27 protein-coding genes are annotated in these 26082 nt (G+C 69.3%); 10 read left to right on the top strand and 17 right to left on the bottom strand.

Annotated features, from left to right (window positions below):
- Window positions 1–2: 2 nt before the first annotated feature.
- Window positions 3–689, bottom strand: coding sequence for an HAD family hydrolase (locus AC07PA_RS02040; protein WP_494603562.1), 687 nt, complete (start codon window positions 687–689; stop codon window positions 3–5).
- A gap of 40 nt (window positions 690–729) precedes the next feature.
- Here AC07PA_RS02040 and AC07PA_RS02035 point away from each other — a divergent pair, with 40 nt between their 5' ends.
- Window positions 730–1809: an ankyrin repeat domain-containing protein gene (locus tag AC07PA_RS02035; protein ID WP_494603563.1), complete on the top strand. Its 1080-nt coding sequence runs from the start codon at window positions 730–732 to the stop codon at window positions 1807–1809.
- A 10-nt stretch (window positions 1810–1819) separates the two neighbouring features.
- Here the strand turns inward: AC07PA_RS02035 and AC07PA_RS02030 are convergent, their stop codons facing one another.
- The 4 genes from AC07PA_RS02030 to AC07PA_RS02015 all read right to left on the bottom strand — a co-directional run bounded on the left by AC07PA_RS02030 (window position 1820) and on the right by AC07PA_RS02015 (window position 5743).
- On the bottom strand, window positions 1820–3733 hold the full coding sequence (locus tag AC07PA_RS02030; protein WP_494603564.1) for a B12-binding domain-containing radical SAM protein: 1914 nt from the start codon (window positions 3731–3733) through the stop codon (window positions 1820–1822).
- 96 nt (window positions 3734–3829) lie between these two features.
- Complete coding sequence (locus AC07PA_RS02025; protein WP_494603565.1) at window positions 3830–4399, bottom strand: gamma carbonic anhydrase family protein; 570 nt, start codon at window positions 4397–4399, stop codon at window positions 3830–3832.
- Window positions 4400–4446: 47 nt separating this feature from the next.
- On the bottom strand, window positions 4447–5076 hold the full coding sequence (locus AC07PA_RS02020; RefSeq protein ID WP_494603567.1) for an alpha/beta fold hydrolase: 630 nt from the start codon (window positions 5074–5076) through the stop codon (window positions 4447–4449).
- Between the two features lie 25 nt (window positions 5077–5101).
- Complete coding sequence (locus AC07PA_RS02015) at window positions 5102–5743, bottom strand: TetR/AcrR family transcriptional regulator (RefSeq protein ID WP_494603568.1); 642 nt, start codon at window positions 5741–5743, stop codon at window positions 5102–5104.
- A gap of 134 nt (window positions 5744–5877) precedes the next feature.
- Here AC07PA_RS02015 and AC07PA_RS02010 point away from each other — a divergent pair, with 134 nt between their 5' ends.
- A complete protein-coding gene (locus AC07PA_RS02010) occupies window positions 5878–6912 on the top strand; it encodes an MBL fold metallo-hydrolase (RefSeq protein WP_494603569.1) in 1035 nt (344 codons plus the stop codon).
- 9 nt (window positions 6913–6921) lie between these two features.
- Here AC07PA_RS02010 and pdxR read toward each other — a convergent pair whose 3' ends face one another.
- A complete protein-coding gene (pdxR, locus tag AC07PA_RS02005) occupies window positions 6922–8370 on the bottom strand; it encodes a MocR-like pyridoxine biosynthesis transcription factor PdxR (RefSeq protein ID WP_494603571.1) in 1449 nt (482 codons plus the stop codon).
- 77 nt (window positions 8371–8447) lie between these two features.
- On the opposite strand from pdxR, the gene AC07PA_RS02000 reads away from it, so the two are divergent.
- Window positions 8448–8930, top strand: a complete 483-nt coding sequence (locus AC07PA_RS02000) for an OsmC family protein (RefSeq protein WP_145694104.1) — start codon at window positions 8448–8450, stop codon at window positions 8928–8930.
- Between the two features lie 3 nt (window positions 8931–8933).
- On the top strand, window positions 8934–9581 hold the full coding sequence (locus AC07PA_RS01995; RefSeq protein WP_494603573.1) for an FMN-binding negative transcriptional regulator: 648 nt from the start codon (window positions 8934–8936) through the stop codon (window positions 9579–9581).
- Window positions 9582–9584: 3 nt separating this feature from the next.
- Here AC07PA_RS01995 and AC07PA_RS01990 read toward each other — a convergent pair whose 3' ends face one another.
- The 3 genes from AC07PA_RS01990 to AC07PA_RS01980 form a co-directional block, all read right to left on the bottom strand.
- Complete coding sequence (locus AC07PA_RS01990) at window positions 9585–10985, bottom strand: homoserine dehydrogenase (protein ID WP_494603575.1); 1401 nt, start codon at window positions 10983–10985, stop codon at window positions 9585–9587.
- Between the two features lie 362 nt (window positions 10986–11347).
- The gene (locus tag AC07PA_RS01985; protein WP_494603579.1) at window positions 11348–12445 is read right to left on the bottom strand and encodes a Fic family protein; all 1098 of its coding nucleotides are present in this window, start codon (window positions 12443–12445) and stop codon (window positions 11348–11350) included.
- Window positions 12446–12575: 130 nt separating this feature from the next.
- Complete coding sequence (locus AC07PA_RS01980) at window positions 12576–12827, bottom strand: ATP-binding protein (RefSeq protein ID WP_494603581.1); 252 nt, start codon at window positions 12825–12827, stop codon at window positions 12576–12578.
- A gap of 57 nt (window positions 12828–12884) precedes the next feature.
- On the opposite strand from AC07PA_RS01980, the gene AC07PA_RS01975 reads away from it, so the two are divergent.
- Window positions 12885–13178, top strand: coding sequence for an acylphosphatase (locus tag AC07PA_RS01975; protein ID WP_494603583.1), 294 nt, complete (start codon window positions 12885–12887; stop codon window positions 13176–13178).
- Window positions 13179–13181: 3 nt separating this feature from the next.
- On the opposite strand, the gene AC07PA_RS01970 is transcribed toward AC07PA_RS01975, so the two are convergent.
- From AC07PA_RS01970 to AC07PA_RS01960, 3 genes are all read right to left on the bottom strand, one after another.
- Window positions 13182–13967 (bottom strand): DUF72 domain-containing protein, encoded by a 786-nt coding sequence (locus tag AC07PA_RS01970; protein WP_494603585.1) that lies wholly within the window; start codon window positions 13965–13967, stop codon window positions 13182–13184.
- Window positions 13968–14028: 61 nt separating this feature from the next.
- Window positions 14029–15351, bottom strand: a complete 1323-nt coding sequence (locus AC07PA_RS01965; protein ID WP_494603587.1) for an ATP-binding protein — start codon at window positions 15349–15351, stop codon at window positions 14029–14031.
- Window positions 15348–16115 carry a response regulator gene (locus AC07PA_RS01960; RefSeq protein WP_494603589.1) on the bottom strand — a complete coding sequence of 256 codons (768 nt, stop codon included), beginning with the start codon at window positions 16113–16115 and terminating at the stop codon, window positions 15348–15350. The genes AC07PA_RS01965 and AC07PA_RS01960 overlap by 4 nt, the downstream gene beginning before the upstream one ends.
- Before the next feature lie 168 nt (window positions 16116–16283).
- On the opposite strand from AC07PA_RS01960, the gene AC07PA_RS01955 reads away from it, so the two are divergent.
- The 3 genes from AC07PA_RS01955 to AC07PA_RS01945 all read left to right on the top strand — a co-directional run bounded on the left by AC07PA_RS01955 (window position 16284) and on the right by AC07PA_RS01945 (window position 19858).
- The gene (locus AC07PA_RS01955; protein ID WP_494603591.1) at window positions 16284–16766 is read left to right on the top strand and encodes a DUF2147 domain-containing protein; all 483 of its coding nucleotides are present in this window, start codon (window positions 16284–16286) and stop codon (window positions 16764–16766) included.
- 76 nt (window positions 16767–16842) lie between these two features.
- A complete protein-coding gene (locus AC07PA_RS01950; RefSeq protein WP_494603593.1) occupies window positions 16843–18141 on the top strand; it encodes a serine hydrolase domain-containing protein in 1299 nt (432 codons plus the stop codon).
- Between the two features lie 79 nt (window positions 18142–18220).
- Entirely contained in the window at window positions 18221–19858 is a 1638-nt protein-coding gene (locus AC07PA_RS01945; RefSeq protein ID WP_494603595.1) for an AMP-binding protein, read from the top strand.
- Between the two features lie 31 nt (window positions 19859–19889).
- On the opposite strand, the gene AC07PA_RS01940 is transcribed toward AC07PA_RS01945, so the two are convergent.
- The 4 genes from AC07PA_RS01940 to AC07PA_RS01925 all read right to left on the bottom strand — a co-directional run bounded on the left by AC07PA_RS01940 (window position 19890) and on the right by AC07PA_RS01925 (window position 23710).
- Window positions 19890–20327, bottom strand: coding sequence for an OsmC family protein (locus AC07PA_RS01940; RefSeq protein ID WP_494603597.1), 438 nt, complete (start codon window positions 20325–20327; stop codon window positions 19890–19892).
- A 174-nt stretch (window positions 20328–20501) separates the two neighbouring features.
- Window positions 20502–21629 carry a hypothetical protein gene (locus AC07PA_RS01935; protein ID WP_494603599.1) on the bottom strand — a complete coding sequence of 376 codons (1128 nt, stop codon included), beginning with the start codon at window positions 21627–21629 and terminating at the stop codon, window positions 20502–20504.
- A 134-nt stretch (window positions 21630–21763) separates the two neighbouring features.
- Window positions 21764–22621: a DUF2846 domain-containing protein gene (locus AC07PA_RS01930; RefSeq protein ID WP_494655360.1), complete on the bottom strand. Its 858-nt coding sequence runs from the start codon at window positions 22619–22621 to the stop codon at window positions 21764–21766.
- A gap of 168 nt (window positions 22622–22789) precedes the next feature.
- Window positions 22790–23710 carry an AraC family transcriptional regulator gene (locus AC07PA_RS01925; RefSeq protein ID WP_494603603.1) on the bottom strand — a complete coding sequence of 307 codons (921 nt, stop codon included), beginning with the start codon at window positions 23708–23710 and terminating at the stop codon, window positions 22790–22792.
- 92 nt (window positions 23711–23802) lie between these two features.
- Between AC07PA_RS01925 and AC07PA_RS01920 the strand changes: the two genes are divergently transcribed.
- A complete protein-coding gene (locus AC07PA_RS01920; RefSeq protein WP_494603605.1) occupies window positions 23803–24189 on the top strand; it encodes a cupin domain-containing protein in 387 nt (128 codons plus the stop codon).
- Window positions 24190–24293: 104 nt separating this feature from the next.
- Window positions 24294–24791, top strand: a complete 498-nt coding sequence (locus AC07PA_RS01915) for a glycine zipper domain-containing protein (protein WP_494603606.1) — start codon at window positions 24294–24296, stop codon at window positions 24789–24791.
- A gap of 187 nt (window positions 24792–24978) precedes the next feature.
- Here AC07PA_RS01915 and AC07PA_RS01910 read toward each other — a convergent pair whose 3' ends face one another.
- Window positions 24979–26082: a suppressor of fused domain protein gene (locus AC07PA_RS01910; protein ID WP_494603608.1), complete on the bottom strand. Its 1104-nt coding sequence runs from the start codon at window positions 26080–26082 to the stop codon at window positions 24979–24981.

Raw genomic sequence — 26082 nt, 5'->3', positions numbered from 1 at the left:
CGTCAGGCGCCGCGCGTGAACCAGCGCGGCAGCTCGGGCAAGGCCTCTTGCAGCGAGCCGAGCACCGCCACGCAGGCCTGCGCCACCTCGGATGCGGGCTGCAGCAGGTCGGGCACCACCACCAGGCCCATGCCAGCGGCCAGGGCCGCGCAGGCACCGTTGTGGCTGTCCTCGAAGGCCAGGCACAGCGCCGGGTCCACGCCTAGGCGTGCGGCCGCCAGCGCATACAGCGCCGGGTCGGGCTTGCCGCGCAGCACCTCGTTGCCCCCGGCCACGGCCTTGAAGTGCGGCAGTACGCCCACGCGCGCCAGGCGCTGCGCGATCTCGTCGGTGCGCGAGGACGAGGCCACCGCACACGGAATGCCCGCGGCCTGCAATCGCGCGAGCAGCGCGGCCGCACCAGGCTTGAGCGGGAACAGCAGCTCCTTGCCCTCCCCTTCCTCCAGCGCCGACCGCACCGCCACCATGGCCTGCTCGAACGGCGCCACCCCGCCCAGGTGCGCCTGCAGGATGGCGTGCGAGTCCTGCGCGGCCTTGCCCACCACCTGCAGGTAGTCGCTCTCGCGCAGCACCACGCCCAGGGCCAGGGCCGCATCGGTCCAGGCGCGCAGGGTGGCGCGCTCGGAATCGATGAGCAGGCCGTCCATGTCGAAGATGGCGGCAGCGAAGGGCGGGCGAGGTGCTTGCATCGAAATATGATGCCCGTAAAAGCCAATGCCTTGAGGGAACATGGAAGCCATCACGCGATTCACGCTGGTCTGCAAGAACGACGCCGATGCCGATGCCTTGCATGCCGTTTTCAGCACCCCCGATGGCGCACCGCTCGGAGCGGCCATCAAGGCTTTCTTCGCGGCCCGCAAGATCGCCATCCACCCCACGGACCACCTGGGCTTCGACCACTATGGGCGCTCGGGCCGGGTGATCGACGCGGTCTTTACCGCAGGCTCCACCGACGTCGGGGACTTCATCGCCCCCCTGTCCAAGGTCTGCCACGCCCTGCATGCGGAACTGGTCGATGACGAGGTGGCGCGCAAGCTCGAATACGGTTTCATCGACGGCAGGAAGAAGCCGCCCGCCGACGTGGTGGCGCTGATGAAGACCCTGGCCCCGACCGCCCAGCTGGGCCGCGTGGGCAGGGCCATCGAGGCCGCCGAGCGCGAGCAGAACGACCCGACCTATGCCTTCATCCGCGCCATCGGGTTCTCCAAGAACCAGGCCACCGTGCAGGCCCTGCTGGAGAAAGGGGCGGACCCCAACAGCAAGTTCTCCTCAGGCTACTCCTGCCTGAACAAGGCCATCACCGACAAGCGCGTGAAGGTCGTGCAACTGATGCTGGAGCATGGCGCCGACCCCAACCTGCCGCACAAGGGGTCTCCCAACCTCTACGAGGCCTGCCGGTTCTCCGCGCCCAAGATCGTGGACCTGCTGCTGGAGCATGGCGCCGATCCTGACCTGCGCGAGAAGGGATCTTCGGAAACCAGCTACCCCATCGAGATCGCCATCTATTATCACCAGGCCAAGATCGTGCAGTCGCTGCTGGACAAGGGTGCCGGCACCCGCGGCCTGCCCAAGCTGGCCAATCTGCTGAAGTTCACGGCCACCTCGTTCGACGCCATGCACGGGAACCTGGACGGCAAGCTCGCCATCTTCAAGCTGCTGGTGCGCGACCCGGCGTGGAAGGCGGAGCTGCGGGAAAACCGCGACCGGCTGACCGGCATGCTTGAGCAGTCGTTCGCCGCCTACAAGTACCAGACGCCCAAGGACCGCAAGGACTTCGACGACATCCTCGCGTTCGTGGCTGCGGCCTGACCTCCCGAGGTCAGCCGCGTTGCTGCAGCGCCCGCTCGATGCGGTTGCGTTGCACGGTCGTCTTGGGCACCTTGAAGGGGAACCAGCTGCGCACGTCCTCCTCGAGGCCGATGCCGTGCATGTAGTTGTAGATGGCCTTCTTGAGCGCCCCGCCCAGCGCGTCGTGGTCCACGCCCGTGGGGTCGTTGAAGCCGATGTCGTTCTTGGCGAAGCTCACGGGCGGCAGGGGCTCCAGCGTCACGCCGTATTCCTCGGGCGCCTTGCCCACGGGCGAGTGCACGGTGCAGGCAAAGCGGTGGAAAAAGCCGCTCTGGATGCAGCCGTTGGCGAACAGCTGGCGCACGTACTCGAGCGCGTCCACCGTGTCCTGCACGGTCTGCGTCGGAAAGCCGTACATCAGGTAGGCATGCACCAGGATGCCCGCGTCGGTGAAGGCCCGCGTCACGCGCGCCACCTGGTCCACCGAAACGCCCTTCTTCATGAGGTCGAGCAGCCGGTCCGAGGCGACTTCGAGCCCGCCCGAGACGGCAATGCAGCCGCTGTCGGCCAGCAGTTCGGCCAGTTCGGGCGTGAAGGTCTTCTCGAAGCGGATGTTGCCCCACCACGAGATGCCCGTGTTGCGCGCGATCAGCTCGGTGGCCAGGGTCTTGAGCGCTTTGGGCGGGGCCGCCTCGTCCACGAAGTGGAAGCCCGTCTGCCCCGTCTCGCGCACGATGGCCTCGATGCGGTCGGCCAGCACCGCAGCCGAGGCACCCTCGTAGCGGCTGATGTAATCCAGGCTCACGTCGCAGAAGCTGCACTTCTTCCAGTAGCAGCCGTGGGCCACGGTGAGCTTGTTCCAGCGCCCGTCGCTCCACAGCCGGTGCATGGGGTTGAGCATGTCCAGCAGCGACAAATACTTGTCCAGCGGCAGCCCGTCCCAGGTGGGCGTGCCCACCTCGGCGAAGGCGATGTCCGCCTCCTGCATGTTGACGTAGCGCACGGCCTGCGTGTCCGCATCGCGCACGAAGGTGCGCACCAGGCGCTGGCGCCCGCGCTGGCCCTGCACATGCTCCAGCAGCGCCAGCAGCGGGCGCTCGCCCGCGTCCAGCGCCACGTAGTCGAAATGGTCGAACACGCGCGGCTCGGTCAGGTCGCGCAGCTCGGTGTTCACGAAGCCGCCGCCCAGCACGGTGACGATGTGCGGGTGCGCCGCCTTGATCGCCTGCGCGATGCGAAAGGCCGCGTACACCGCCCCGGGGAAGGGCACGGACAGCAGCACCACCGTGGGCGCATGGCGCTCCACCGCGGCCAGGGCCAGCGTGCGCAAGGTCTCGTCCACCAGGTTCAGGGGCTCGGCCAGCGCCGCGGCCAGCGGGTCGAAGGTGGGTTGGCTGCCGGCCAGCGACTCGGCGTAGCGCACGAACTCGAAGCGCTTGTCCACCGCGTCGCGCAGCACGTCGGCCAGGTCGTTGAGGTACAGCGTGGCCAGGTGCTTGGCGCGGTCGTGCAGGCCCAGGGCGCCGAAGGCCCAGCCCAGCGGGTCGCCGCCCTCGTCGTCCACGTAGACGTCGAGCGTGGCAAAGCGCGGCCCCTCGGGCAGGAAGTTGCGGCCCACGATGCGGTGCGCCAGCGTGGTGTCGCGCCCCTGCAAAAAGGCGATGGTGGGCGCGATGGTGGCCAGGTAGCGGTCGCGCTGCGCCGCGAAGGCCTGCACGGCAGGGCTGTGCTTCTTGGCGGGCAGCGCATCCACCTTGGCCGCCACGGCGCGCAGGCCCTCGGGCGAGAGCAGCTGCAGCACCAGGGCCAGTGCCAGGTCCTCCTGCACCGCCGTGATGCCGCGCGAGCGCAGGAAGCCCGTGAGGTAGGCGGTCGACGGGTAGGGCGTGTTCAGCTGCGTCATCGGCGGGATGACGGACAGGACGCGGAGCGGTGGGGCGGACATGGTGGGGGCGGCCAGGGCGATGCAGTGCCGCCTTGTGGGGAATCGTGGAAGTGCCCGATTATCCCGCCAGGCCCTTACCCGGTGGGCGCGTCGGCCTTACATCGGCTGGGCCGGCGGCTCCACCGCCACGTCTGGCGTGCCGGCCAGGTAGTTGTTCTTCACGCGCACATAGTGCTCGGCCGAATAGCGCAGGTAGGCGATTTCCTGGTCGGTCAGCGCACGCTGGCGCACGGCGGGCCGGCCGATGTAGAGGTAGCCACTTTCCAGCACCTTGCCGGGGGACACCAGGCTGCCCGCGCCCAGCATCACGCGGTCGCCGATCACGGCGTCGTCCATGACGATCGAGCCCATGCCGATCAGGCACTCATTTCCAATGCGGCAGCCGTGCAGGATCACCGCGTGGCCGATGGTCACATGGCTGCCGATGATGAGCGGCGAGCCCTCGGGCTTGCTGGCATTGCGGTGCGAGACATGGCCCATGGTCAGGTCCTGCACATTGCTGGCCTCCCCCACCACGATGCGGTTCACATCGCCGCGCAGCACGGCGTTGCACCACACGGAGGCGTCCTTGCCCAGGGTGACGTCGCCGATCACCTGGGCCGAGTCGTGGAGGAAGACGCCGGTGCCGAGCACGGGCGCAGTGTCGAGGTAGGGAGCGGTGGGCATGGGGTTCGTGGGGCTCGGGAGTGCAAAGCGCCGAGCGTAGTGCAAAGTCAGGCGCCGCCACCCAGGTGGGCTGCGATCAGCGGAGCCACCTGCGCCGCATGCCGGTTCGCGAGATCGTGCGCCCCACCGGGTACCACGTGCAGCCGGCTCCGGGGCAGCAGCGCCAGCAGGCGCCGACCCACGCCCACGGGGCTGATGGGGTCGGCATCGCCCCACAGCAGCAGCGTGGGCGCCGCCAAGGTGGCCAGGGCGCCGCTCAGGTCCTCGCGGTAGTCGGCGAACCAGGGCGGCACCGTGGGGTGGGCCTGGGCGAAGGCCGGCCGCCAGTCCTGCGCGCCATGGGCGGCCATGTCGACGCCGCCCGAGGTGGCGGTGAGGACCAGGTGCGTGACCAGCCCGGGGCGCCGCAGCGCGGCCTGGACGGCCACGATGCCGCCCATCGACTGGGCGACCAACGCGGTGGGCTGGTCGATGGCATCCACCACGCGCGCCACCAGGTCCGCCATCCCGCGCACGACGGGGTCGTTCGGCACCGGGCCGAAGCCGGGCCAGCCCAGCAGCCGGCGGGCGGCCGGGTGATCCAGCAGGCCGGACACGGGCTGCCAGAACTGCGGGTCGCCTCCGACGCCCGGGAGAAAGAGGATCTGGGAGGGGTGTTGTGCATGCTGCTGTGCCATGGGCCGGCAGCATACGCCGCAAGCGTCAGGCTGGTGCCGCGACGGCGTAGAAGCCCAGGAACATGTCCACCGCATCCTCCAGCACCTGCTGGCGCAGCGCGGGGGCCAGCGGCGGCTGGCCCATGGCCAGCTGGGGCCAGAAGGCGAAGGACTTGACCAGCCCGTGCAGCTGGTGGGCGGCGTACTGCGGGTCCACCCCGGCGCGCAGACGGCCATGCTGCTGGGCGGCGCGCAGCCACTGCGGCAGGCCCTCTTCCTTTTCGGACAGGCGGTCCACCAGCGCGCGGGCGCGCTCGGGCGTGTGCATCAGCTCGGCCATGGCCACGCGCGACAGGTCGATGAAGCTCGCGTCGTCCAGCATCTGCATCTTTTGCTCCAGCACCGCCAGCAGCTGCGCGCGCAGCGGGCCGTCCGCGTCGTAGCGGATCTCGGCCTGCGCATGGCTGCGCTCCCACATCTGGGCCAGGATGGCCTCGAACAGCTCGTCCTTGCTCGGGAAGTGGTTGTACACCGTGCGCTTGGAGACATCGGCCGCCGCCGCCACGCGGTCCATGCTGGTGCCGGCAAAGCCGTTCTCGCGGAACTCGGCAATCGCGGCCTGCACGATGGCCTCGCGCTTGCGGTCGGTCAGGCGGGTGGGGGCAGCGGAGGGGGCTATCGGGTGCATAGGAGAAATTTTACACCGGGTAGTTTACTTTTTTAAAAACAACACTACACTGTGCAGTGCACTTTTCAGAAAAGGCAGTCCCCATGTTCCGCCGCGTGCCCCGAATCCTCCTCATCCTCACCGCAATCACCGCCATGGCCTACAGCATCATTTCCTGTGCCACCCCGCCCTCGGGTTCGTACGAGGCGTCGCCCCAGTACCAGGACGGCAAGTTCCGCAACGTTGCGCCGCGCCAGGCGCCCGGCTTCTTCAAGACCGTGGCCATCTTCTGGAAATTTGCCACCGACAAGCCCGCCAATACCGTGCCCAGCAAGCCCATCGAGGTCAAGCCGCTGACCCAGGCCGATGTGCTGGCCGCGCCCGACCAGAGCCTGTGGCGCCTGGGCCATTCGACCATGCTGATCAAGCTCGACGGCAAGTTCTGGCTCACCGACCCGGTGTTCTCCGAGCGCGCCTCGCCCTTCCAGTTCGCCGGGCCCAAGCGCTTCCACGCGCCGCCGCTCACCATCGACGAGCTGCCTCCCATCACCGGCGTGGTGCTCTCGCACGACCACTACGACCACCTGGACTTCGACGCCATCCAGAAGCTCGCGCCCAAGGTCGAGCATTTCCTCACCCCCCTGGGCGTGGGCGACCGCCTCATCGGCTGGGGCGTGCCGGCCGCCAAGGTGCAGCAGTTCGACTGGTGGCAGGGCACCAGCGTGGGCGGCGTGAAATTCGTCGCCACCCCGGCCCAGCACTTCTCGGGCCGCACGCTGTCCGACGGCAACCGCACGCTGTGGGCCTCGTGGGTCATCATGGCCGGCGACACGCGCATCTTCTTCAGCGGCGACACCGGCTACTTCGACGGCTTCAAGGCCATCGGCGAGCGCTACGGCCCCTTCGACCTGACCATGGTCGAGACCGGCGCCTACGACGCCCAGTGGCCCGACGTGCACATGCAGCCCGAGGAAAGCCTGCAGGCCCACCGCGACGTGCGCGGCCACCACATGATGCCCATCCACAACGGCACCTTCGACCTGGCCCTGCACCCTTGGCACGAGCCTTTTGATCGCATCACCCAGCTGGCCGCTGCCGCCAACGTGCCCCTGGTGGCGCCGGTGATGGGCGAGCGCCTGGACATCCGCAACCCCGCCCTGTCGCAAAGCTGGTGGAAAAGCGCGCAGTGAGTTGAGTGGTCAGGTGCGCGGCAGGCGCCGGGCCAGCTGGCCCACAACCCGCGCCGCCGCCGTGATCTCGGCGATGTCGAAGCCCGCATAGCCGAACAGCCAGCCGCGCCGCTCCGACGCGATCACATAGCGCGACAGCGGCGCCAGCATCACCCCTGCCGCCTGGACCTGGCGGCACAGGGTTTCGTCGTCGCTGCCCGGCGCGCGCTCGCACAGCAGGTGCATGCCGCGGTCGCTGGCCGCCAGCTGCAGGGCGCCGTCGCTGGCATCGGCCAGCGCATCGCGCAGGGCCTGCTGGCGCGCCTGGTACAGCTCGCGCATCTGGCGCAGGTGGCGCAGCAGGTGGCCTTCGGCAATGAACTGCGCGAGCACCGCCTGCGCATCGCCGGGCGCATGCCGGTCGGTGATGGCACGCGCCATGGCAAAGGGCTGCACCAGCGCCGGCGGCGCGACGATGAAGCCCAGGCGCAGCCCCGGGTGCAGGGTCTTGGAAAAGGTGCCTACGTACAGCACCCGCTCCGACCCCGGCAGGCTGCACAGCGCCGGCACGCGCTGCGCGCCGTACTGGAACTCGCCGTCGTAGTCGTCCTCCACCACCCAGGCATCGTGCGTGCGCGCCCACTGCAGCAGCGCCTGGCGCCGCGCCAGGCCCATGCGCACACCCGTCGGGTACTGGTGCGTGGGCGTCACCACCGCCATGTGCGCGCCGGGCCAGCGCTGCGTGGCCTCGGCGATGCAGGCGCCCTCGCCGTCCATGGCCATGGGGCGGGCCAGCACGCCGTGGGCCAGCAGGGCCGCGCGAATGCCGGGGTAGCCCGGGTCTTCCACCAGCACCTCGTCGCCCGCGTCCAGCAGCAACCGCGCGATCAGGTCGATGGCCTGCTGCGAGCCAGAGCACACCACCACCTGGCCTGCGTCGCAGCGGATGCCGCGCGAGGCCCACAGCCACTGCGCCACCGCTTCGCGCAGCTGCGGGTCGCCGGCCGGGTCCAGGTACTGGGCGCGCGCCGCGCGCTGGCCGGGGCCGGCCTGGCGCGCCAGGCGGTCCCACACCGCGTACGGAAACGTGTCCACCTCGGGTGCCCCCATGCGGAAGGCCCTGGCCACCGCCACTGGCGGGTTCCAGCGCGCGGCCGTGTCGGCGATCAGTTGCCCGCGCCGCGACAGGCCGCGCGGCGGCGCCACCAGTTGCTGGCTGCGGGTGGCAGCGCCCGCGGCCGCCTGCGAGACATAGGTGCCGTCGCCCACGCGCGCCTCCACATAGCCCTCGGCCTGCAGGCGCTGCACGGCCCACAGCACCGTGTTGCGCGAGACACCCAGCGCCGCGGCATGCTCGCGCGAGGGCGGCAGCCGCGTGCCCGCGCGCAGGCTGCCCTGCTCGATGGCGCCGCGCAGGCGCTCATAGACCTGCTGGCGCAGGGTGCTGGCTGCGGTGGAATTGGCTCTGGCGCTTGGCACGAATTGGCCCCTTCGATGAAGCGGTATCGCAATAGACTGAGGAACCATTGTAGGTAACCCCACGAAAGTCATTCACCATGGCAGAGCATTTCGCCACCATCACCTGGCAACGCGGCAGCGATGATTTCCTCGACAAGCGCTACCACCGCGCCCACACCTGGCAGTTCGACGGCGGTGCCAGCGTGGCCGCATCGTCTTCGCCTCATGTCGTGCCCCTGCCCTACTCCGACGCGGCCGCGGTCGATCCCGAGGAGGCCTACGTCGCCGCGCTCTCCAGCTGCCACATGCTGTGGTTCATGGATTTCGCGAGCCGCGCGGGCTTTCGCCTGGACAGCTACAGCGATGCCGCCGTGGGCACCATGGCCAGGAACGAAGCGGGCCAGCTCGTCGTGACCCATGTGCAGCTCAAGCCGGTCACGCGCTTCGACCCTGCGCATGCGCCCAGTGCCGAACAGCTCGATGACCTGCACCACAAGGCCCATGCATCGTGCTTTTTGGCCAACTCGGTCAAGACGCAGATCGACTGTGCGCCCGTGCTGCAACTGAGCGAAGGGGGCTGAGCCATGGCCAATGCCAACCGCCAGTTCCGCGTGGCCGATGCCGCCGTGCTGCAAGGCCTGGTGCGGGCCCAGCCCCTGGCCACGCTGGTCATCACGCACGAAGGCGCCCTGCACGCCAACCATGTGCCGCTGTACCTGGACCCCACGCGCGGCGAGCACGGCACGCTGGTGGGCCACGTGGCGCGCGCCAACAGCGTGTGGCCGCTGCTGCCGCAGACGGCCGTGGCCATCTTCCACGGCCCGCAGGCCTATATCTCGCCCACCTGGTACCCCTCCAAGGCCATCGACGGCAAGCAGGTGCCGACCTGGAACTACGCCACGGTGCATGCCCATGGCCAGCTCACCGCCCTGAAGGACGACCCGGCCACGCTGCGCGCCATCCTGCACACGCTGAGCGAGGCGCATGAAGCGCACCGCGCCGAGCCCTGGCGCCTGGACGACGCCCCGCCCGCCTACATCGAGCAGATGATGCGCGCCATCGTCGGCATCGAGCTTGCGGTGGAACGCTGGGAGGGCGTGTGGAAGGTCAGCCAGAACCGCACCGACACCGACCGCGCCGGCGTGGTCGCCGGCCTCACGGCCGAGAACACGCCCGCTGCGCTGGAGATGGCCGCGCTGGTGCGGCAAGGGTCGCCAGGCACGCAGGCCTGAGGTTCAGGCGTCCAGCATTTCCACGCGCAGCGTGGTCACCGGCCCGGCCACGGCCCGGTGCGACGCGAGCGCATGCACGGCCAGGTCCACCGTGGCCTGGGCGACCGCATCGGTCAGCACCAGCACCTGGGCACCGCTGCCGGGCGGCAGGGCCTTGTCGGCCGCCAGCGCCAGCTGCGCCATCGGCACCTGCTGGGCGGCCAGCCAGGCGCCCACGGCCTCGATGTCCTGCGGCGCATGCACGGGCACGCGCAGGTAGTGGCGCGTGTGCACGGCGGCGCGCGGCAGCACGGCCAGGTGTTCATCTACCGCATGGGCGTGGAAGCCCAGGTGCGGTACGCGCTGGGCCGCGTTTGTGCCATCGAGCCGCGCCACGTCCACCAGGTCGGCGATCACGGCCGATGCCGTCTGCTCCGAGCCCGCGCCCGCGCCGTAGTACATGGTCACGCCGGCCGCATCGCCCTTGACCAGGATGCCGTTCATCGAGCCGTTGACGTGCGCCAGCAGGTGCGTGGCCGGCACCAGTGCAGGCTGCACGCGCAGCTCCACACCGCCGTCACCCCGTTTTCGCGCCACACCGAGCAGCTTGATGCGGTAGCCCAACTGCTCCGCACAGGCCACGTCCAGCCCCTGCAGCGCGGTGATGCCCTCCACCTGCGCATCGGCAAAGCGCACCGGCATGCCGAAGGCGTTGGCCGCCAGCAGCGTGATCTTGTGCGCGGCGTCCACGCCCTCGATATCGAAGGCCGGGTCGGCCTCGGCATAGCCCAGGGCCTGGGCCTGCTCAAGCGCCTGCGCAAAGCCCAGGCCCTCGTCGCGCATCTTGCTCAGGATGAAATTGGTGGTGCCGTTGATGATGCCCGCCACCCACTCGATGCGGTTGGCCGTGAGGCCCTCGCGCAGCGCCTTGATGATGGGGATGCTGACGGCCACCGCGCCCTCGTAGGCCAGCGCCACGCCGTGCTGGCGCGCCGCGGCGAACAGCTCGTTGCCATGCACCGCCAGCAGCGCCTTGTTGGCCGTCACCACATGCTTGCCGGCCGCCATGGCCGCTAGCAGCCATTCGCGCGCCGGGCCGGTGCCGCCCGCGGCCTCCACCACCACGTCCACCTCGGGGTGGGTGGCGACCTGCATCGGGTCGTTGGTCAAAGCCACGCCGGTGCCCACCACGCCGGCCGCGCGCGCCAGGTTGCGCGCCGCTACCACCACCACCTCGATGCCGCGCCCCGCGCGCCCGGCAATGGTGGCCTGGTTGCGCGCCAGCACGCGAAAGGTGCCCGCGCCCACGGTGCCAATGCCGATCATGCCCACGCGCAGGGGGCGGGTGGCAGCAGGCATGGCCATGGTCGTGGCAATGCTGTTGTGCTGTGCAGGCTGAAGGGACTGGACGGGATCGCGGTACATAAAGAGCTTCCTTCTCCGGGTTGCTGGCTGCCGGGCAGCCAAAAAACAAACGAACAAACAAAACAAAAACCCAGCTGCCAGAGCTGGGTTTCATTCGTTCATTCCGGGAAGGAGGGAGAGAGCGATCACCAGGTGGCTGCCGAAACGGCCACCTGCGCGTGCTCAGGTGGCCGCGGGGGTAATGGTGGTAATCATTCGTGCACCCATCGCCCGCGTGAACGCAGGCAGCATCATGCAGGCGCCCATGGGGGCAGCGGCAGCACGTGCGGTGTGGATGGAGGTGTACGACATGGCTGCCAGTGTAGCGGATCGGGCGTGGGGGGCGTCAAGGGGCGGTGTGGCGCAGGCGCTGCGCAATGCGGCTACGCCTCGCGTTCCGCCTCGGGCCACAGCTTCGGGAAGTAGAAGCGCAGCGCGTGCTGCGGCACGCCAAAACGCAGCTTGCCGTGCGGCGAATCGGTCTCCAGCAGGCCGCGCTGCAGCAGTGCGCCGATCTGCGTGGTGGCCATGCGGTCGCCCAGCCCGAGCATCGCCTTGAAGTCCCGGCGCTCCAGGGCCCCCTGCGTCACGAACAGGTAGTGCAATGCGCGCAAGGACTCGGTGCGCACCCCTTGTTTCACCACATGCTCCTCGAAGCCCAGGCAGGCCGCGATGCGGTCCTGCATGTCCTGCGGTGCGAGCAGGCCGGTCATCAACTGCACCTGCTCCCCGCACTGGGCCAGCACATAGCCGATCCACGCCTCCAGGCCCCTGGGATCGGTGGCCGCAGCCAGGTGGGCGCGGTAGGCATCCTGGCTGCGCGCGAAGCCGCGCAGCGGCGACCACAGGCCATTGGTCAGGCCCAGATGCCCCAGCACCAGATGGGTGTGCAGCCCGGCCACGCGGCCACTGCCCTCGCGGAACGGCTGCATGCATACCAGGCGCTGGTGCGATGCGGCCATTGCCAGCACCTGCATGTCGACCTGGCGAACGCTGCCGTAGACATTTCCCCACTGCTCCAGCAACGCTCGTACTTTTGCAGGCCCGGTTTGCAGCGCACCGGGCCGCAGCGTGGCGCCCCCTTTCAAGGCCCGGTCCGCTTCGGGCAGGCGCGCATACACATCCTGGTGGATGTCGCACACCATCTGGGGCGACCACACCGTTTTGGCATCCCACGCGGGCCACCGCATTTCCAGCTGGGCCTCGGTGGCCATGTGCGCCAGCGCCAGCCGCTGGCGCCCGGCCTTTTCCGGATCGGCAGCCGGCTCGCCGCGCAGGGCCTGTTCGATCTCCGGCGGCTGCATTTTCAGACCCTCGAACTTTTGGGCGTAGTACGCGTTCATCGCCCGCAGCAATCCGCGCAGCCCACCCAGGGCCCCAGGCTGGCACAGGCCCGACAGCCGGTCGGCCCCGCGGACCAGGCCATGCGCCTGCTCCAGCAAGGGCGCCAATCGGCGCGTTGCTGGCAGCAGGGGTTGCATCTGTGAAGGGAGGGTGTACTGCGAAAAATATTGCGACTTCAAAAGCATCGCCAAGTCTATGACTTGAAAAGGCTTTCTTCAGGAAATGCGACCTGTTTTGCGCATCTCGTTGCGGTAATTTTTTCGCGGTTCACTGCGCCGATTGTGGTAGTGGTCCAGGGTCGGTGCGCACCATGCGTATCGCATCGAACGGGCAGCGCACCGCACACAGCGCGCAGCCCGTGCAGCCCGCCTCGTCGTGCAGCGTGGAGCGCTTGGGTCCCCAGGGCTGTGGCCCCTGCACCTGCAGCGACAGCACATGCGGGGGGCACACGGCTATGCACCAGCCGCAGCCAGTGCAGCGGTCGGTGTCGATGGCGGGCAGGGCCTTGCGTGCAGTCATGCGGGGCAGTGTGCGCCTGGAACACCGGACCCACAAGCCACGCGGTACAGTGCCCCCATGAATGAAGAAACCATCACCCGCCACCTGTTGATCACCGGCCATGTGCAGGGCGTGGGCTACCGCTGGTCCATGGTCCAGGCCGCCGAGCGCCTGGGCGTGCAGGGCTGGGTGCGCAACCGCAGCGACGGCCGGGTGGAGGCCTGCGCCTGGGGCAGCCCTCAGGCGGTGCAGGCCCTCGTCGATTGGGCGCAGCAGGGGCCCGCGCAGGCGCGGGTGGACCGCGTGGTGGTGGGCAATGTGCCCGATGGCGGCGAAGCGCCGCAGGGCTTCACGCAGCGCGAGACGGTATAGGTTTCAGGCGCGCAGGCCGAGCTGCTTGAGTAGCTCCATTGCCCCCGCAGGCGCCCGCTCCTTCGCGCCGTTGATGAAGTACACGAACACATCGCGCGGGCGCTCGCCGCCGGTCCAGCTGCGCACGCCCTGGGCCCACTGCGCGATCGCCTCGGGCGTGTAGCCCGTGGGCACATCGGCCTGGCTGCGCATCAGCCGCAGGTAGGCGAAGTCGGCCTGTGCGTCGGCGATGGCCGGGAATTTCTCGGAATCGGTGTGCACCGGCACACAGCCATAGCGGCGCGCCAGCTCGATGAAGGCTGGCGTGGCAAAGCTCTCGTGCCGCACGTCCAGCACATGGCGCAGCGCGCGCCCGTCCACCGCTTTGGGCAGCAGGGCGAGAAAGGCCTCGAAATCCCCCGGCTCGAACTGCTTGGTGGGCATGAACTGCCAGACGATGGGGCCGAGCTTGTCCTTGAGCTCGGCGATGCCGCTGTCGACAAAGCGCGCGATCGAGTCGCCCGCATCGGCCAGCACGCGCCGGTTGGTCGCAAAGCGGTTGGCCTTGAGCGAGAACATGAAGCCATCGGGCGTGTCGCCATGCCACTTGGCAAAGGTCGGCGGCTTGAAGGTGCTGTAGTAGGTGCCGTTGACCTCGATGGCCGTGAGCTGGCGGCTGGCGTAGTGCAGCTCCTTGGCATGCGACAGGCCGGCCGGGTAGAAGTTGTCGCGCCAGGGCTCGAAGGTCCAGCCGCCGATGCCGATGCGGATGTGCTGCTGCTGCTGCTTGCTGTTGCTGCTGTCTTTCATGGCGTTCCCTGTCACGAGTCAATCCACGGAAGGGGCACTGTACCAGCGCTGTCCCCCAGCGCTACCCCGGCAGCTCCACCCGCGCTTCCAGCCCCTCGCCGCCATCCTCGCGCGGCGCCAGCACCAGGCACCCGCCCAGCGCCTGCGCCAGCTCGTTCGCAATGGCCAGGCCCAGGCCCGTGCCGCCCGTGCCGCGGTTGCGCGAGTCCTCCAGGCGCACATAGGGCTGCAGCACGGCGGCCAGATCGGCCTGCGGTATGCCCGGGCCGCGGTCCAGCACGCGCACGCGCCATGCGCCCTCCGCTCCCTGTGCACCCTTGTCACCCACCTCCACGGCCAGCTCGGCGCTGCCCGCGAACTTGAGTGCGTTGTCCACCAGGTTGCACAGCAGCCGGCGCAGCGCCTGCGGGCGTGTGTCGCAGATGCCATCGGCTGCGTGCAGCACGCGCACCGGCATGCCCGCGTCGGCATAGTCCATGGCCAGGCTCTCCACCAGCGCGCGCAGGTCCACGCGCTGCAGCGGCTCGCGCACGGCCTGGGGCGAGCGCGCGTAGGCAATGCCCTCCTCCACCAGCGACTGCATCTCCGCCAGGTCGGCGTGCAGCCGCTCGCGCAGCGGCGCGTCGTCGAGCAGGTCGGCGCGCAGCCGCAGGCGCGTGATGGGGGTCTGCAGGTCGTGCGACACCGCCGCCAGGATCTGCATGCGCTCCTGCAGGTGCGCCTGTATGCGCTGCTGCATGCGGTTGAAGGCCGCGGCGGCGCGCACCACCTCGCGCGGGCCGTCCTCGGCCATGGGGTTGGCCGGCTGCGCGGGGCCCAGCGCGTCGGCGGCGTCGGCCAGGGTGTTCAGCGGGCGCGTGGCCGCGCGCACGGCCCAGGCGCACAGGCCCACCAGCACCACCAGCTGCAGCGCCAGGGCCGCCAGCACCCAGGGCGACACCTGCAGCCGGGGCTCGTCCATGTCCACCGCCAGCGGCGTGCCGTCGGCCAGGCGCAGCTGCAGCCGCAGCTCGGTGCCCGGCACGCCGGGGTCCACCACCTGCACCGCGCGCCCGGGCGGCAGCGCGGCGGCCACGGCGCCCGACACCATCACCGCCAGGGCCGATGGGCTGGCGGGCACCGGCAGCGGCTCGGCCAGCACGAAGCGGTAGTTGCGCCGCGCCAGGCGCGTGAGCCACTGGCCACGCTCATCGGCGGGCAGGCGCTCCAGCACCGCCACCGAGCTGGCCACGTCGCTCGCCAGGTAGCCCACCATGGCGCTGCGCATGCTCATGCTGCGCTCGGTCACCGCCAGCATGAAGGTCAGCGCATGCGCCAGCGCCAGGCCCAGGGCCAGCACCAGCAGGATGCGCCCGAACAGCGAGCCCGGCCACCAGCGCGTCATGCCCCGGGCCCTGCGTTCGTCGGTACGGCCTGCACCGCGGCGCAGAACACATAGCCCTCGTTGCGCACCGTCTTGATGTAGCGCGAGCCACGCACCCCGTCGCCCAGGCGCTGGCGCACGCGGCTCACCAGCAGGTCGATGGAGCGGTCGAACACCTCGGCGTCGCGCCCCTGCGTCAGCTGCAGCAGCTGGTCGCGCGTGAGCACGCGCTGCGGGTGGTCCAGCAGCGCGCGCAGCAGCCGGTACTCGGCGCCCGACAGCGCCACCACCGCGCCGCTGGCATCGAGCAGGTGGCGTGCCGTGGTGTCCAGCCGCCAGTCGCCAAAGGCCAGCTCGCGCACCGGCTCGGCCGCCGCCAGGTTGGGCGGCAGCATGCGCGTGCGCCGCAGCACCGCGTGGATGCGCGCCAGCAGCTCGCGTGCGGCAAAGGGCTTGGTCACGTAGTCGTCGGCGCCCAGCTCCAGGCCCAGGATGCGGTCGGCCTCGTCGCTGCGCGCCGTGAGCATGATGATGGGCAGCACCGGCGCCCCCGGGCCGCGCAGCTCGCGGCACAGGGTGATGCCGTCGGTGCCGGGCAGCATCAGGTCCAGCACCAAGAGGTCGATGCGCGTGCCCGCCAGCACCGCGCGCATCTGCCGCCCGTCGGCCGCCACGCTCACCTGCAGGCCCTGCTTGCGCAGGTACTGGGCCGCCAGCTCGCGGATGCCGGCGTCGTCGTCGACGATCAGTACGTGGTCTTCGGGCTGCTGGTGCTGTTGCTGCATGGGGCCGATTCTCCGGGCAATGCGGGGGCATCCGCAGGGGGTTTGTATCCCAACTTGTCTGCGCGCGGTACCGACATGCCTGCACACCAAAAGGCCCCCGCAGGACAAATGCCCGATACCTGCGCTGGCTCCAATGCAGTCTTCCTGAACTTCACGAGGACGCTTTCCATGACACCGCAGTCTGCCATCGCCCGCCCCCTGCTGGCCGCGCTTGCCCTGCTGTCCGCCGCGCTGCCCGCCGGCGCCCAGCAGGCCGGCGCCGAACCCCGGGCTCCGCTGGGCCGCTGGGTCACCGAAAGCGGCAACCTCGAAGTGGAGATCGCCCCCTGCACCGCCGGCAGCCCCACCCTGTGCGGCAAGGTGGTGCGGGTCATGGCCAACCGCTCCATGGCAGGCCCCGGCCAGGCCGGCGAGTTCGCCGACAAGCGCCCCGCGCTGGGCATGACCATCCTCTCGGGCTTCAAGGAAAGCGGCGCCAACGAGCACCAGGGCGAAATCTACAACCGCGAGAACGCCAAGACCTACAGCGCCACCCTCACCCCCGCCGGGCCCGACCAGCTGCGGGTGCACGCCTACGTGGGCATCGCGCTGTTCGGCAAGACCCAGGTCTGGCGCCGGCCCGCGCCCGCTGCCGCAGGGGCCCCGCCATGAGCACTGCCTGAGCTGCGCCTTTTTCCCATCCTCCCATCCCCCCTGTCCCTTCCCCTTTTTTCAGGAGAACTCCACCATGCCCCTTCCCCGCCGCGCCCTGTCGCTTGCCGTCGCCACGGCCCTTCTCGCCCTGGCCCACGCCAGCCATGCGCAGCCTGCATTGCCGCCGCCCGACGCCACGGACCCGGTGGCGCTCAAGCTCATGCAGGGCTTTCCGCCCGCGCCCGACAAGCAGGTGCGGCTGGGCACCATCCTCAAGTACCCCAACGCCCGCTGGGCCCTGCACCACCTGCGCGAGCTGGGGCCCACCGCCAACATTGCGCGCGGCCCGGGCCCCGCGAGCGAACTGCAGGCTGCGCCGCGCGAGCTCGACGGCCTGGCCTTCCTCGACGACAAGGGCGCCCGCACCACGCTGGCCGAGTGGCAGAAGGCCACCTACACCGATGGCCTGCTGGTCATCCACCAGGGCCGCGTGGTGTACGAGCGCCACTACGTCGGCAACCAGCCGCATGTGCCGCATGTGCTGTGGTCCATGAGCAAGTCGCTCACCGGCCTGCTGGCCACCGAGCTGATCCGCGAGGGCCTGATCGACCCCGCCGCCCCCGTCACCCGCTACCTGCCCGAGCTGGCGGGCAGCGCCTGGGCCGACGCCACCGTGCAGCAGACGCTGGACATGACCACCGGCGTGAACTACGCCGAGGACTTTGCCAACCCCCAATCGGGCATCTTCCAGTACCTCATCGCCGCCGGCCTGGTGCCCGCGCCCGCCAACTATCCCGGTGCCAAGGCCATGCTCGACTACCTGCCCACGGTGCAGAAGGAAGGCGAGCACGGCAAGGGCTTTTATTACAAGTCGGTGGACACCGAGGTCATCGGCTGGATCCTGCAGCGTGTGACCGGCAAGCGCTTTTCCACCCTGCTGTCCGAACGCATCTGGGCCCCGCTGGGTGCCGAGCAGGACGGCTACGTGTGGGCCGACCCCACGGGCGCGCAGTCCACCAGCGTGGGCATCAGCGCCACGCTGCGCGACCTGGGCCGCCTGGGCGAAATGCTGCGCCAGAACGGCTACTACAACCACAAGCAGGTCGTCTCCCCCGCCACCGTGGCCGAACTGCGCAAGGGCGCCGACCCCGAGAAGTTCAAGGCCTCCGGCCAGACCATGCGCAACGGCTACTCGTACCACAACCACTGGTGGCTGCCGCACGACGTGGACGGCAGCTACGAGGCCAAGGGCCTCATGGGCCAGCACATCCACATCAACCCGGCCGCACAGCTGGTGGTGGTCAAGCTCTCGTCGCACCCCATCCCCAACACCGCCTTCACCCACAACTACGACCGCCTGGCCTTCGCCGCACTGGCGGGCGCACTGCGCTGAGCGCTGACCCCTGCGCAGACCCGCAGGGCCGGGGCTGCGCTTGCCCACAAGAAGACACCGCACAAGGAGACCTTCACCCATGCACCCCCAACCCTGGCTGGCCAGCTACGGCACCATCCCCGCCCACATCGACGCCGACGCGCACCGCTCCCTCGTGCACCTGCTCGACGTGGCCATGCAGCGCTACGCCCACCACCCGGCATTCACCTGCCTGGGGCAGACGCTGACCTATGCCGACGTGGACCACCTCTCCCGCGCGTTCGCGGCCTACCTGCAGAACGTGCTGCAGGTGCGCAAGGGTGACCGCATCGCCGTGATGTGCCCCAACCTCCTGGCCTTCCCCATCGTGCTGCTGGGCATTGCCCGGGCCGGGGGGGTGCAGGTCAACGTGAACCCCCTGTACACCCCGCGCGAGCTGGAGCACCAGCTGCACGATGCCGGCGCCAGGATCCTCGTCATCTATGCCGGCGCCGCCGCCACGCTGGCGGCCATCCAGGGCCGGGTGGACCTGCACAGAGTCATCACCGTGGAGCCTGGCGATGGTGGCCCGGCGGCGCTGCCCGGCCCGCCCGTGGATGCTGGCCTGGCGCTGCCCACCACGGCGCTGGCCAAGGCCCTGGCACAGGGCGCGGGCCTGTCCTTCAAGCCACTGCGGCTGGCGGGGGACGACCTGCTCTTTCTGCAGTACACCGGCGGCACCACGGGCCTGTCCAAAGGGGCCATGCTCACGCACCGCAACCTGGTGGCCAATGTGGAGCAGTTCAAGGCCTTCATGCCCGACACCCTGCGCCCCGGGCAGGAGGCCATCGTCACCGCCATACCGCTGTACCACATCTTCGCGCTGATGGTGAACCTGGTCACCTACTTCTCGGTGGGCGCGCACAACTGGCTGGTGCCCAACCCGCGCGACCTGGACGCCCTGATCGGCGTGATGAAGGCCGCGCGCCCCAGCGTGTTCATGGGCGTCAACACCCTGTACGCAGGCCTGGCCGCGCACCCGCGCACGCAGGAGATCGATTTTTCCAACCTGCGTCTGGCGGGGGGCGGGGGCTCCGCCATCATCGCCTCGGTCTCCGCCCGGTGGCAGGCCCTCACGGGCCAGTTCATCCGCGAAGGCTACGGGCTCAGCGAGACCAGCCCCGTCGTCACCTTCAACCCTGCCTACGTCGGCGCATTCACCGGCACCACCGGCCTGCCCCTGCCGTCGACCGACGTGCAACTGCGCGACGACAACGACCACCCGGTGCCCGTGGGCGCGGCGGGCGAGGTCTGCGTGAAGGGCCCGCAGGTCATGTCCGGCTACTGGCAAAAGCCCGAGGCCAATGCCGCCGCCTTCACGGCAGACGGGTACTTTCGCACAGGGGACGTGGGGCAAATGGACGAGCGCGGCTTTCTCAAGATCGTGGACCGCAAGAAGGACATGGTCCTCGTCTCAGGCTTCAACGTCTTTCCCAACGAGGTCGAGGCCGTGGCGACCGCCTTCCCCGGCGTGCTCGAATGCGCCTGCATCGGCGTGCCCGACGACAAGACCGGCGAGGCCCTGCGCCTGTACGTGGTGCGCATGGCCGAGGTGCGCGTGAGCGCCCAGGACATTGCCGAGCACTGCCGCCGGGAGCTCACCCCCTACAAGGTGCCCCGGCAGATCGTGTTTGTCGATGCACTGCCCAAGTCCAGCGTGGGCAAGATTTTGCGGCGGGAGCTGCGCGAGCTGGCGTGAAGCCCCCGCGCCCGGCCGCCGCGCCGGTCGGTCACTGCACCAGGGTGGCCGTCAGCGTGATCTCCGGCACCGCGGCCAGCGCCTTCGACAGCGGGCAGTTGGCCTTGGCGTCGGCCGCCAGCTTCTGGAAGGCCGCGTCGTCCAGGCCCGGTGCCTTGGCCTTGAGCGTGAGGGCGATGCGGTCGATGACAAAGCCCTCGCCCTCCTTGGTCAGCCGCACTGCCGCCGTGGTGTCGATTACCTCGGTGGCGATGCCCGCCTTTTCGGCCGCAAAGGCAAACGCCATGGTGAAGCACGAGGCATGCGCCGCCCCCACGATCTCCTCGGGGTTGGTGCCCTTGCGGTCATCGCTGAAGCGGCTGCCAAAACCGTAGGGGTGCTTGTCGAGCGCACCGGTCTCGGTGCTCACCTGGCCCTGGCCGGTCTTGCCGGCACCTTCCCAATGAACACTGGCTTTCTTTTCAGACATGGTTGGCTCCTGTAAATGCAAAGGGTCTATCGGACCATGCCCGGGTCAATCGGCCGGTCGGATGCGGCGGGCAAAGCGGGTGCGCAATGTCCTACAGGTACTCACCAGCGCGCAATGAGAAAAGGCCCTTGCGGGCCCTTTGAGGATGGTGGGTGGCGAATCTGCCCAGCCCGATCAAGGCGCGCTCAGCACCTGCTGGCGCTTGGTTTCGTACTCACCCGAGGTGATCAGGTTGGCGTCGCGCATCTGCTTGAGCCACTGCAGGCGCGATTCCTTCTTGCTGGCAGATGCGGGCGCTGCGGCGGCAGCCGTTGCTGCAGGCGCGGGCTGGGCAGGGCTCACCACGGCCACGGTGGCGGTGGCGGGCACGCTTTGCGCGGCAGGGGCTGCCGGAGCGGCACGGCCCATGGGCTTGGAGTCGGGCACGAACGGCATCGACACCGTGGCGCCTGCCGGCGCCGCGGGTGCCGCTGGGCTGGCCGTCACGGGCGCCGGGGCTGCCGCAGCAGGCACTGCCACGGCGACAGGCGCCGGTACGGGTGCTGGCGCTGCGGTAGGGACCGCAGACAGGGTTATTGACGTGGTTTGTGCCGCGGGGGATACGGGCGTTGCGACAGCGGGCGCCATGGCGTGCGCTGCTATGGCGGCCCCGGGGAACATCTGCGTTGCGAGCATCTGCACGCACTCCTGCGCAATCAGTTCCAGCTCCCTTTTCGCGACCGCTGCCTGGTCAGCCCAGAGCTCGTCATAAGTGGGCGCCTTGCTGTTGGCCTCAGGCGTGCGACGGCAATACCCTTGCGCGACGACGGCTTGGGTGTCTACATTGATCAGCCGCGCTATCCCCCAATAGTTGACCCGGTACCGCCCCCAAACCGTCGGAAAGTAGGAGGCACTCCAATTGGTTGTTTTGACATCGAGTACGAACTTGGCCTTGCCCTTGCCAGCGGCTGCGATTTGCGGGGCCTCGACGACGTCCGTTGCTAATGCGGGAGCTACAAGGCGCGTGCCCTGGTGGTTCTCCAGCACCCTTGCCAGACCGAGGGAGATGGGCACGGCCGGATCTTGCAGGTTGTGATCTGCAACAAGCTTGTTGCCCGCACTGATCATGATCAGCCCACCGATCAGTCCGCCCACCATGGCTGAGCCAGGTGTAAGCATGGCAAAGTCAGATTTCTCCCGGGCGGTCGAGGCCAGGGTTTGGTTCTTCAGGCTCTCCAGCTGCTTGCCGTCAAGGGCTTGCGGGGTGATGGTGCCGCAACCCACAAGGGCCAGCACGGTGGTGCCCAGGGCGAGGGCACTCAAGAATCTTGTCAAACGCATGGGTATTGATCTCGGTATCGGGGTTGCTGAAGTCCGCGCGCAGGCAGCCGAACCCCTGGGGGTCCTCCTGCTCGGCGGAAACACTGGCTTGAAAGATCGGTTGATCGGTAGACCGATCAGGGCGCGCTCAGCACCTGCTGGCGCTTGGTCTCGTACTCACCCGAGGTGATCAGGTTGGCATCGCGCATCTGCTTGAGCCATTGCAGGCGCGACTCCTTCGTGCTGGTGGGCGTGGGCGCTGCGGCGGCAGCCGTTGCCACGGGTGCGGGCTGGGCAGGGCTCGCCACGGACACGGACGCGGCGGTGGGCACGCTTTGCGCGGCGGGGGCTGCTGGTGCTGCTGCTGGCTTGGCGACGCGGCCCACTGGCTTGGCGTCGGGCACGAAATGCGGCATCGACATCGCGGCGGTTGCCGTGGGTGACGCAGGACTTGGCCCTGCTGCTGCCCGGCGTGCCACCGGTGCGGCTGCCGGCGCCTCTGGCGGGCTGCCAGCTGCCGGGGCGACGCCAAACGCGCTGGGGCGCACCTTGGTGGTCAGCAGCTTGCTGGCCAACACGCCCTTTTGGCCCTGGGCCTCGGTCACCAGCGACACCTGGGCGCGCGCCGACCCCGAGCCCATGCTCATCGTGACCTTCTGCCACACGTAGTAGCTCTTGCCGGCCTCGACCTCGACGGTGACCGAGGAGGTGTTGTCGGCCGACGAAACCACGGTGTAGCTACCCGGCGCCACGTCCAGCTGGTAGTAGGTGCGGGCGTTGGTCTTGCCCAGCGACTGGTTGTTGACGCTGACCGTCATCGGGGCCGATGCGCCGGTCATCTCGCTGCGGTAGATGTAGAGCGAAGCCGTTTCGGCCCTCGGCGTGAACTGCTTGGCCTTCTGGTCGGCGTCCGGCGTGGCCCGGGGCGCGGTGCAGCCCACCAGGGCCAGTGCAGCGGCGCCCAGAACCAGCGCGCACAGGTATTTCGTCGTCAAGAAACGCATGATGGATGTTGGACTCGGTGTTGGGTGGTACTGCGCTCCCCACGCAGGCGGGCATACCCGCCCGCGCACTCTAGCATCGGGTTGCAACTGCTTACAGCGGGGCGCAGCAACTTAGGTGCGTGTACCTATGGGCTGTGCGGCGGGCGCAACATCCCCCCTCTAGGCGATTGACGGGGCCCTTCGGGCAGGGCCAATTTGCGCCAGCCACCGCCCCGGCGCCATGCCCACCTGGCCCTTGAAGCGCCGCGTCAGGTGGCTCTGGTCGGCAAAGCCGCAGGCCGCCGCCACATCGGCCACCGCGCCGCCCTGCCGCAGGGCGGCCTGGGCGTGGCGGATGCGCACCATGTTCAGGTAGGCGTGCGGCGCCATGCCGTAGGTGGCGGTGAAGGCGCGCGTCAGGTGCGCGCGCGACAGGCCGGCTTGCGTGGCCAGGGCCTGCACCGTCACATCGTCGGCAAAGTGCGCATCCAGGTACTCGCGCACCAGGGCCATGCGCTGGCGGCCTGCGTCCAGGCCGGCCGTCGCCCAGGGCCGCCGCAGCTCGCCATGCCGGCCCAGCAGCGCCACCATGGCCGCGGCCGTGCGCTCCTCGCCGTGCAGCGACTCCTGCCGCTCGGCCACCGCCGCCACGGCCTGCTGCAGCAGCAGCGCGCCCTGCGGATCGTGCACCAGCGGCGCCTTGAAGTAGCGGGTGGCCAGGCCGTGGCTGCGGCTGTCACCCGCAGCATCGCGGTCGCCCATCCACGCATGCACCAGCGCGGCATCCACATACAGCATGGAGTAGCCAAACCCCGCCTCCGTGCCCCGGCTGCCGTCGTGCGGCTCATCGGGGTTGAACAGGATCACATCGCCCGCCAGGCTGGCGTGGCGCGCGCCCCGGCACGCAAAGGTCTGCACGCCCGAGCGCGTGACGCCTATCGAATACGTTTCGTGGCTGTGCCGCTCGAACCGGTGCTGCGTGAAATGCGCGTTGAGCAGCGTAACCCCGCCCGAGGCCAGCGGCCGCATCTCGGCCCAGTCGCGCTGGCTGGGCGATGAGGGAGACGAAGAGGAGGAGGAACTGGGGTCCCCGGCATGCATGCAACAAATGTACAAGACCGCTCCGCGCCCAGTGGCGACACTGCAGGCACCAACCCGCCCATCCACGCGGTATTGCAACCAAAGCCACCCCCATGCCCGACACCACCAGCAGCATCCCCACCCCCGTCCCCGCCATCGACCTGGCCCACAAGCTCACCCAGTTCACCGACCACTGGGCCCCGCGCACCGTGGCCGAGTTCAACGGCCACGACATCATGGTCGCCAAGATCGAGGGCGAGTACCAGTGGCACAGCCACCCCGACACCGACGACTTCTTCCTAGTGCTGCAGGGCACGGTAGAGATCGACCTGCCCGGCGGCGCCATGGTCACCCTGCACCCCGGCCAGCTCTACGTGGTGCCCAAAGGCGTGGAGCACCGGCCGCGCGCCAGCGCCGAAGCGCATATTTTGCTCATCGAATCGACCGGCACGCCCAACAGCGGCGATGCTGCCACGGCAGCGCCGCGCAGGGTGTTGTAGGCAGGCCCTGCCCTCTGGCACGGCATTGGGCCGTTTGCCTACGCCGCGCCAGCGCTGGCCCATGGACCATGGAGTTCCACCCCCAACACGATAAGGAGCACACCATGGCCCGAGACACCACCACCATCAACCACGACCTCAACCCCGATCCCATCACCGGCGCACCCGGCGCCCACCCCGTCGGCACCGGCATCGGCGCGGCGGGTGGTGCGGTCACCGGCGCGGCCGTTGGCTCCGTCGGCGGCCCCATCGGCACCGCAGTGGGTGCCGTGGTCGGCGCCGTCGTCGGTGGCCTGGCCGGCAAGGGCGCGGCAGAAGCCGTCAACCCCACGGCCGAAGACGCCTACTGGCGCGACGCCCATGGCCGCCAGCCCTACTACTCCGACGCATATACCTACGAAGACTACGCGCCCGCCTATCGACACGGCTACCAGAGCGTGATCGACGGCCGTGGCGACTGGGACGAGGCACGCGGCCATCTGCAGACGCGCTGGGAGTCGGACCGTGAGACCAGCCGCCTGGATTGGAAGGACGCTGAGCCCGCAGCCAAGGCGGCGTGGGAACGCGCCGATCGCATTTGGAAGCAAACCAAGCAAGAGTAGGCACGGCTGTTCCCTCGACCGCCTGACGTCGTTGGGGCGCCTTGCCGTGCTACAGCACTGTCTGCGGCGTCCCGCCTAGTCACACGGTCGAATGCAAACCCGTTTGGGGTATCCGCGCCTGGGGTCGATTGGCTGCCAGCCACGCAGCCGTCGGCCACAGCGTGCTATGAACTGAAAGGCTGATTGATCAGCCGATCACATCGACGACCTTGCCCGTCGAATCCTTGATGGTCGTCTTCTCTACCCGCCACTCCACCTCGGGCAGCAGCGGCAACACATACCGGCCCTCGCGCGGCTGCAATGTTTGGGCAAACTGCTGCACCGTGGCGTCGGTCAGGCGCAGCACCACGCCGCCCTCCCCTTCGCCTTGCCATTCCACCGCGTTCTGGCCATCGGCACCCGCAGGCTCCAGCAGCAACTGCCATTCGTGCCCCGCCACGCGCAGCGTGCGGCCAAACGGCAGGCGCAGCGGCAGCAGGGCCACCAGCTCCTCCACCTGGCGGGCACCCAGGTTCACCTGTGTCAGCGGCTTGCGCAGCAGGCGCTTTACCTGCTTGAGGCCCAGCACATCGGTGAACAAGAATCCGCTCGACGAGCCATCCCGCCGCAAGCCCTCGTCCACCTGCTGCTTGACCGCCGGGTGGGCCAGCAGCGAGGCACGGTCCAGGTCCGTGATCCACAGCGGCATGTGCGGCAGCAGCGCATCAAGCAAATGGCGCGTGCGCCACTGCTTGGCCGCGCGCTCCTCGTCCAGCGTCAGGCCCACCACCTGCAAAAAGGCCACGGACCCGTGGGGCGTCGCCAGCGGCTCGGCCAGCTCCGGGTCGGTTGCAAAGCCCATGGAGCAGATCTGCGTGGCCTGCCCCAGCGCAATGGGGCCGTTGGCGGTCATCCAATCGCCGTCCTTGAACCGATTACCGCTCTGGAATACATAGCGCGCCAGGTTCTGCAGAAAGTTAATCGCCCATACCGGGGGCTCGGCATCGGCCGCGGCGTCGGGCGCTATCGCCAGCCGAAACGTCAGCTCGAAGCCATAGCCGCTCACCTCCGGGTCATCGGACTCCTTGGCATACAACTCGCTGAACCCATAGGTGACAAAGTGCCAGTGCGGCACTGGGTCGGTGCGCCGCCAGGCGCTGATGCCGTCCAACGGGTCCGGCCCGCCCAGCATGTAGTTGATGATCGTGCCGTAGTGCTTGGGCTCCTGGCCGGGGTAGAGCTGGTCTAGGCGGGCGGAGATGGCGTCCCAGCCGGGGGAGGCGTCGTCAGCATCGTCGGTAGTCACTGGCAC

Source organism: Acidovorax sp. GW821-FHT09B03 (assembly GCF_059418305.1).
This window is presented reverse-complemented; position numbering and strand designations above follow the sequence as displayed.

What these genes read in the sequence shown, in the direction of transcription:
- AC07PA_RS02040 (WP_494603562.1), bottom strand. Translation starts at nt 689, where the DNA reads ATGCAAGCACCTCGCCCGCCCTTCGCTGCCGCCATCTTCGACATGGAC.
- AC07PA_RS02035 (WP_494603563.1), top strand. Translation starts at nt 730, where the DNA reads ATGGAAGCCATCACGCGATTCACGCTGGTCTGCAAGAACGACGCCGAT.
- AC07PA_RS02030 (WP_494603564.1), bottom strand. Translation starts at nt 3,733, where the DNA reads ATGTCCGCCCCACCGCTCCGCGTCCTGTCCGTCATCCCGCCGATGACG.
- AC07PA_RS02025 (WP_494603565.1), bottom strand. Translation starts at nt 4,399, where the DNA reads ATGCCCACCGCTCCCTACCTCGACACTGCGCCCGTGCTCGGCACCGGC.
- AC07PA_RS02020 (WP_494603567.1), bottom strand. Translation starts at nt 5,076, where the DNA reads ATGGCACAGCAGCATGCACAACACCCCTCCCAGATCCTCTTTCTCCCG.
- AC07PA_RS02015 (WP_494603568.1), bottom strand. Translation starts at nt 5,743, where the DNA reads ATGCACCCGATAGCCCCCTCCGCTGCCCCCACCCGCCTGACCGACCGC.
- AC07PA_RS02010 (WP_494603569.1), top strand. Translation starts at nt 5,878, where the DNA reads ATGGCCTACAGCATCATTTCCTGTGCCACCCCGCCCTCGGGTTCGTAC.
- AC07PA_RS02000 (WP_145694104.1), top strand. Translation starts at nt 8,448, where the DNA reads ATGGCAGAGCATTTCGCCACCATCACCTGGCAACGCGGCAGCGATGAT.
- AC07PA_RS01995 (WP_494603573.1), top strand. Translation starts at nt 8,934, where the DNA reads ATGGCCAATGCCAACCGCCAGTTCCGCGTGGCCGATGCCGCCGTGCTG.
- AC07PA_RS01990 (WP_494603575.1), bottom strand. Translation starts at nt 10,985, where the DNA reads ATGTACCGCGATCCCGTCCAGTCCCTTCAGCCTGCACAGCACAACAGC.
- AC07PA_RS01985 (WP_494603579.1), bottom strand. Translation starts at nt 12,445, where the DNA reads ATGCAACCCCTGCTGCCAGCAACGCGCCGATTGGCGCCCTTGCTGGAG.
- AC07PA_RS01980 (WP_494603581.1), bottom strand. Translation starts at nt 12,827, where the DNA reads ATGACTGCACGCAAGGCCCTGCCCGCCATCGACACCGACCGCTGCACT.
- AC07PA_RS01975 (WP_494603583.1), top strand. Translation starts at nt 12,885, where the DNA reads ATGAATGAAGAAACCATCACCCGCCACCTGTTGATCACCGGCCATGTG.
- AC07PA_RS01970 (WP_494603585.1), bottom strand. Translation starts at nt 13,967, where the DNA reads ATGAAAGACAGCAGCAACAGCAAGCAGCAGCAGCAGCACATCCGCATC.
- AC07PA_RS01965 (WP_494603587.1), bottom strand. Translation starts at nt 15,351, where the DNA reads ATGACGCGCTGGTGGCCGGGCTCGCTGTTCGGGCGCATCCTGCTGGTG.
- AC07PA_RS01960 (WP_494603589.1), bottom strand. Translation starts at nt 16,115, where the DNA reads ATGCAGCAACAGCACCAGCAGCCCGAAGACCACGTACTGATCGTCGAC.
- AC07PA_RS01955 (WP_494603591.1), top strand. Translation starts at nt 16,284, where the DNA reads ATGACACCGCAGTCTGCCATCGCCCGCCCCCTGCTGGCCGCGCTTGCC.
- AC07PA_RS01950 (WP_494603593.1), top strand. Translation starts at nt 16,843, where the DNA reads ATGCCCCTTCCCCGCCGCGCCCTGTCGCTTGCCGTCGCCACGGCCCTT.
- AC07PA_RS01945 (WP_494603595.1), top strand. Translation starts at nt 18,221, where the DNA reads ATGCACCCCCAACCCTGGCTGGCCAGCTACGGCACCATCCCCGCCCAC.
- AC07PA_RS01940 (WP_494603597.1), bottom strand. Translation starts at nt 20,327, where the DNA reads ATGTCTGAAAAGAAAGCCAGTGTTCATTGGGAAGGTGCCGGCAAGACC.
- AC07PA_RS01925 (WP_494603603.1), bottom strand. Translation starts at nt 23,710, where the DNA reads ATGCATGCCGGGGACCCCAGTTCCTCCTCCTCTTCGTCTCCCTCATCG.
- AC07PA_RS01920 (WP_494603605.1), top strand. Translation starts at nt 23,803, where the DNA reads ATGCCCGACACCACCAGCAGCATCCCCACCCCCGTCCCCGCCATCGAC.
- AC07PA_RS01915 (WP_494603606.1), top strand. Translation starts at nt 24,294, where the DNA reads ATGGCCCGAGACACCACCACCATCAACCACGACCTCAACCCCGATCCC.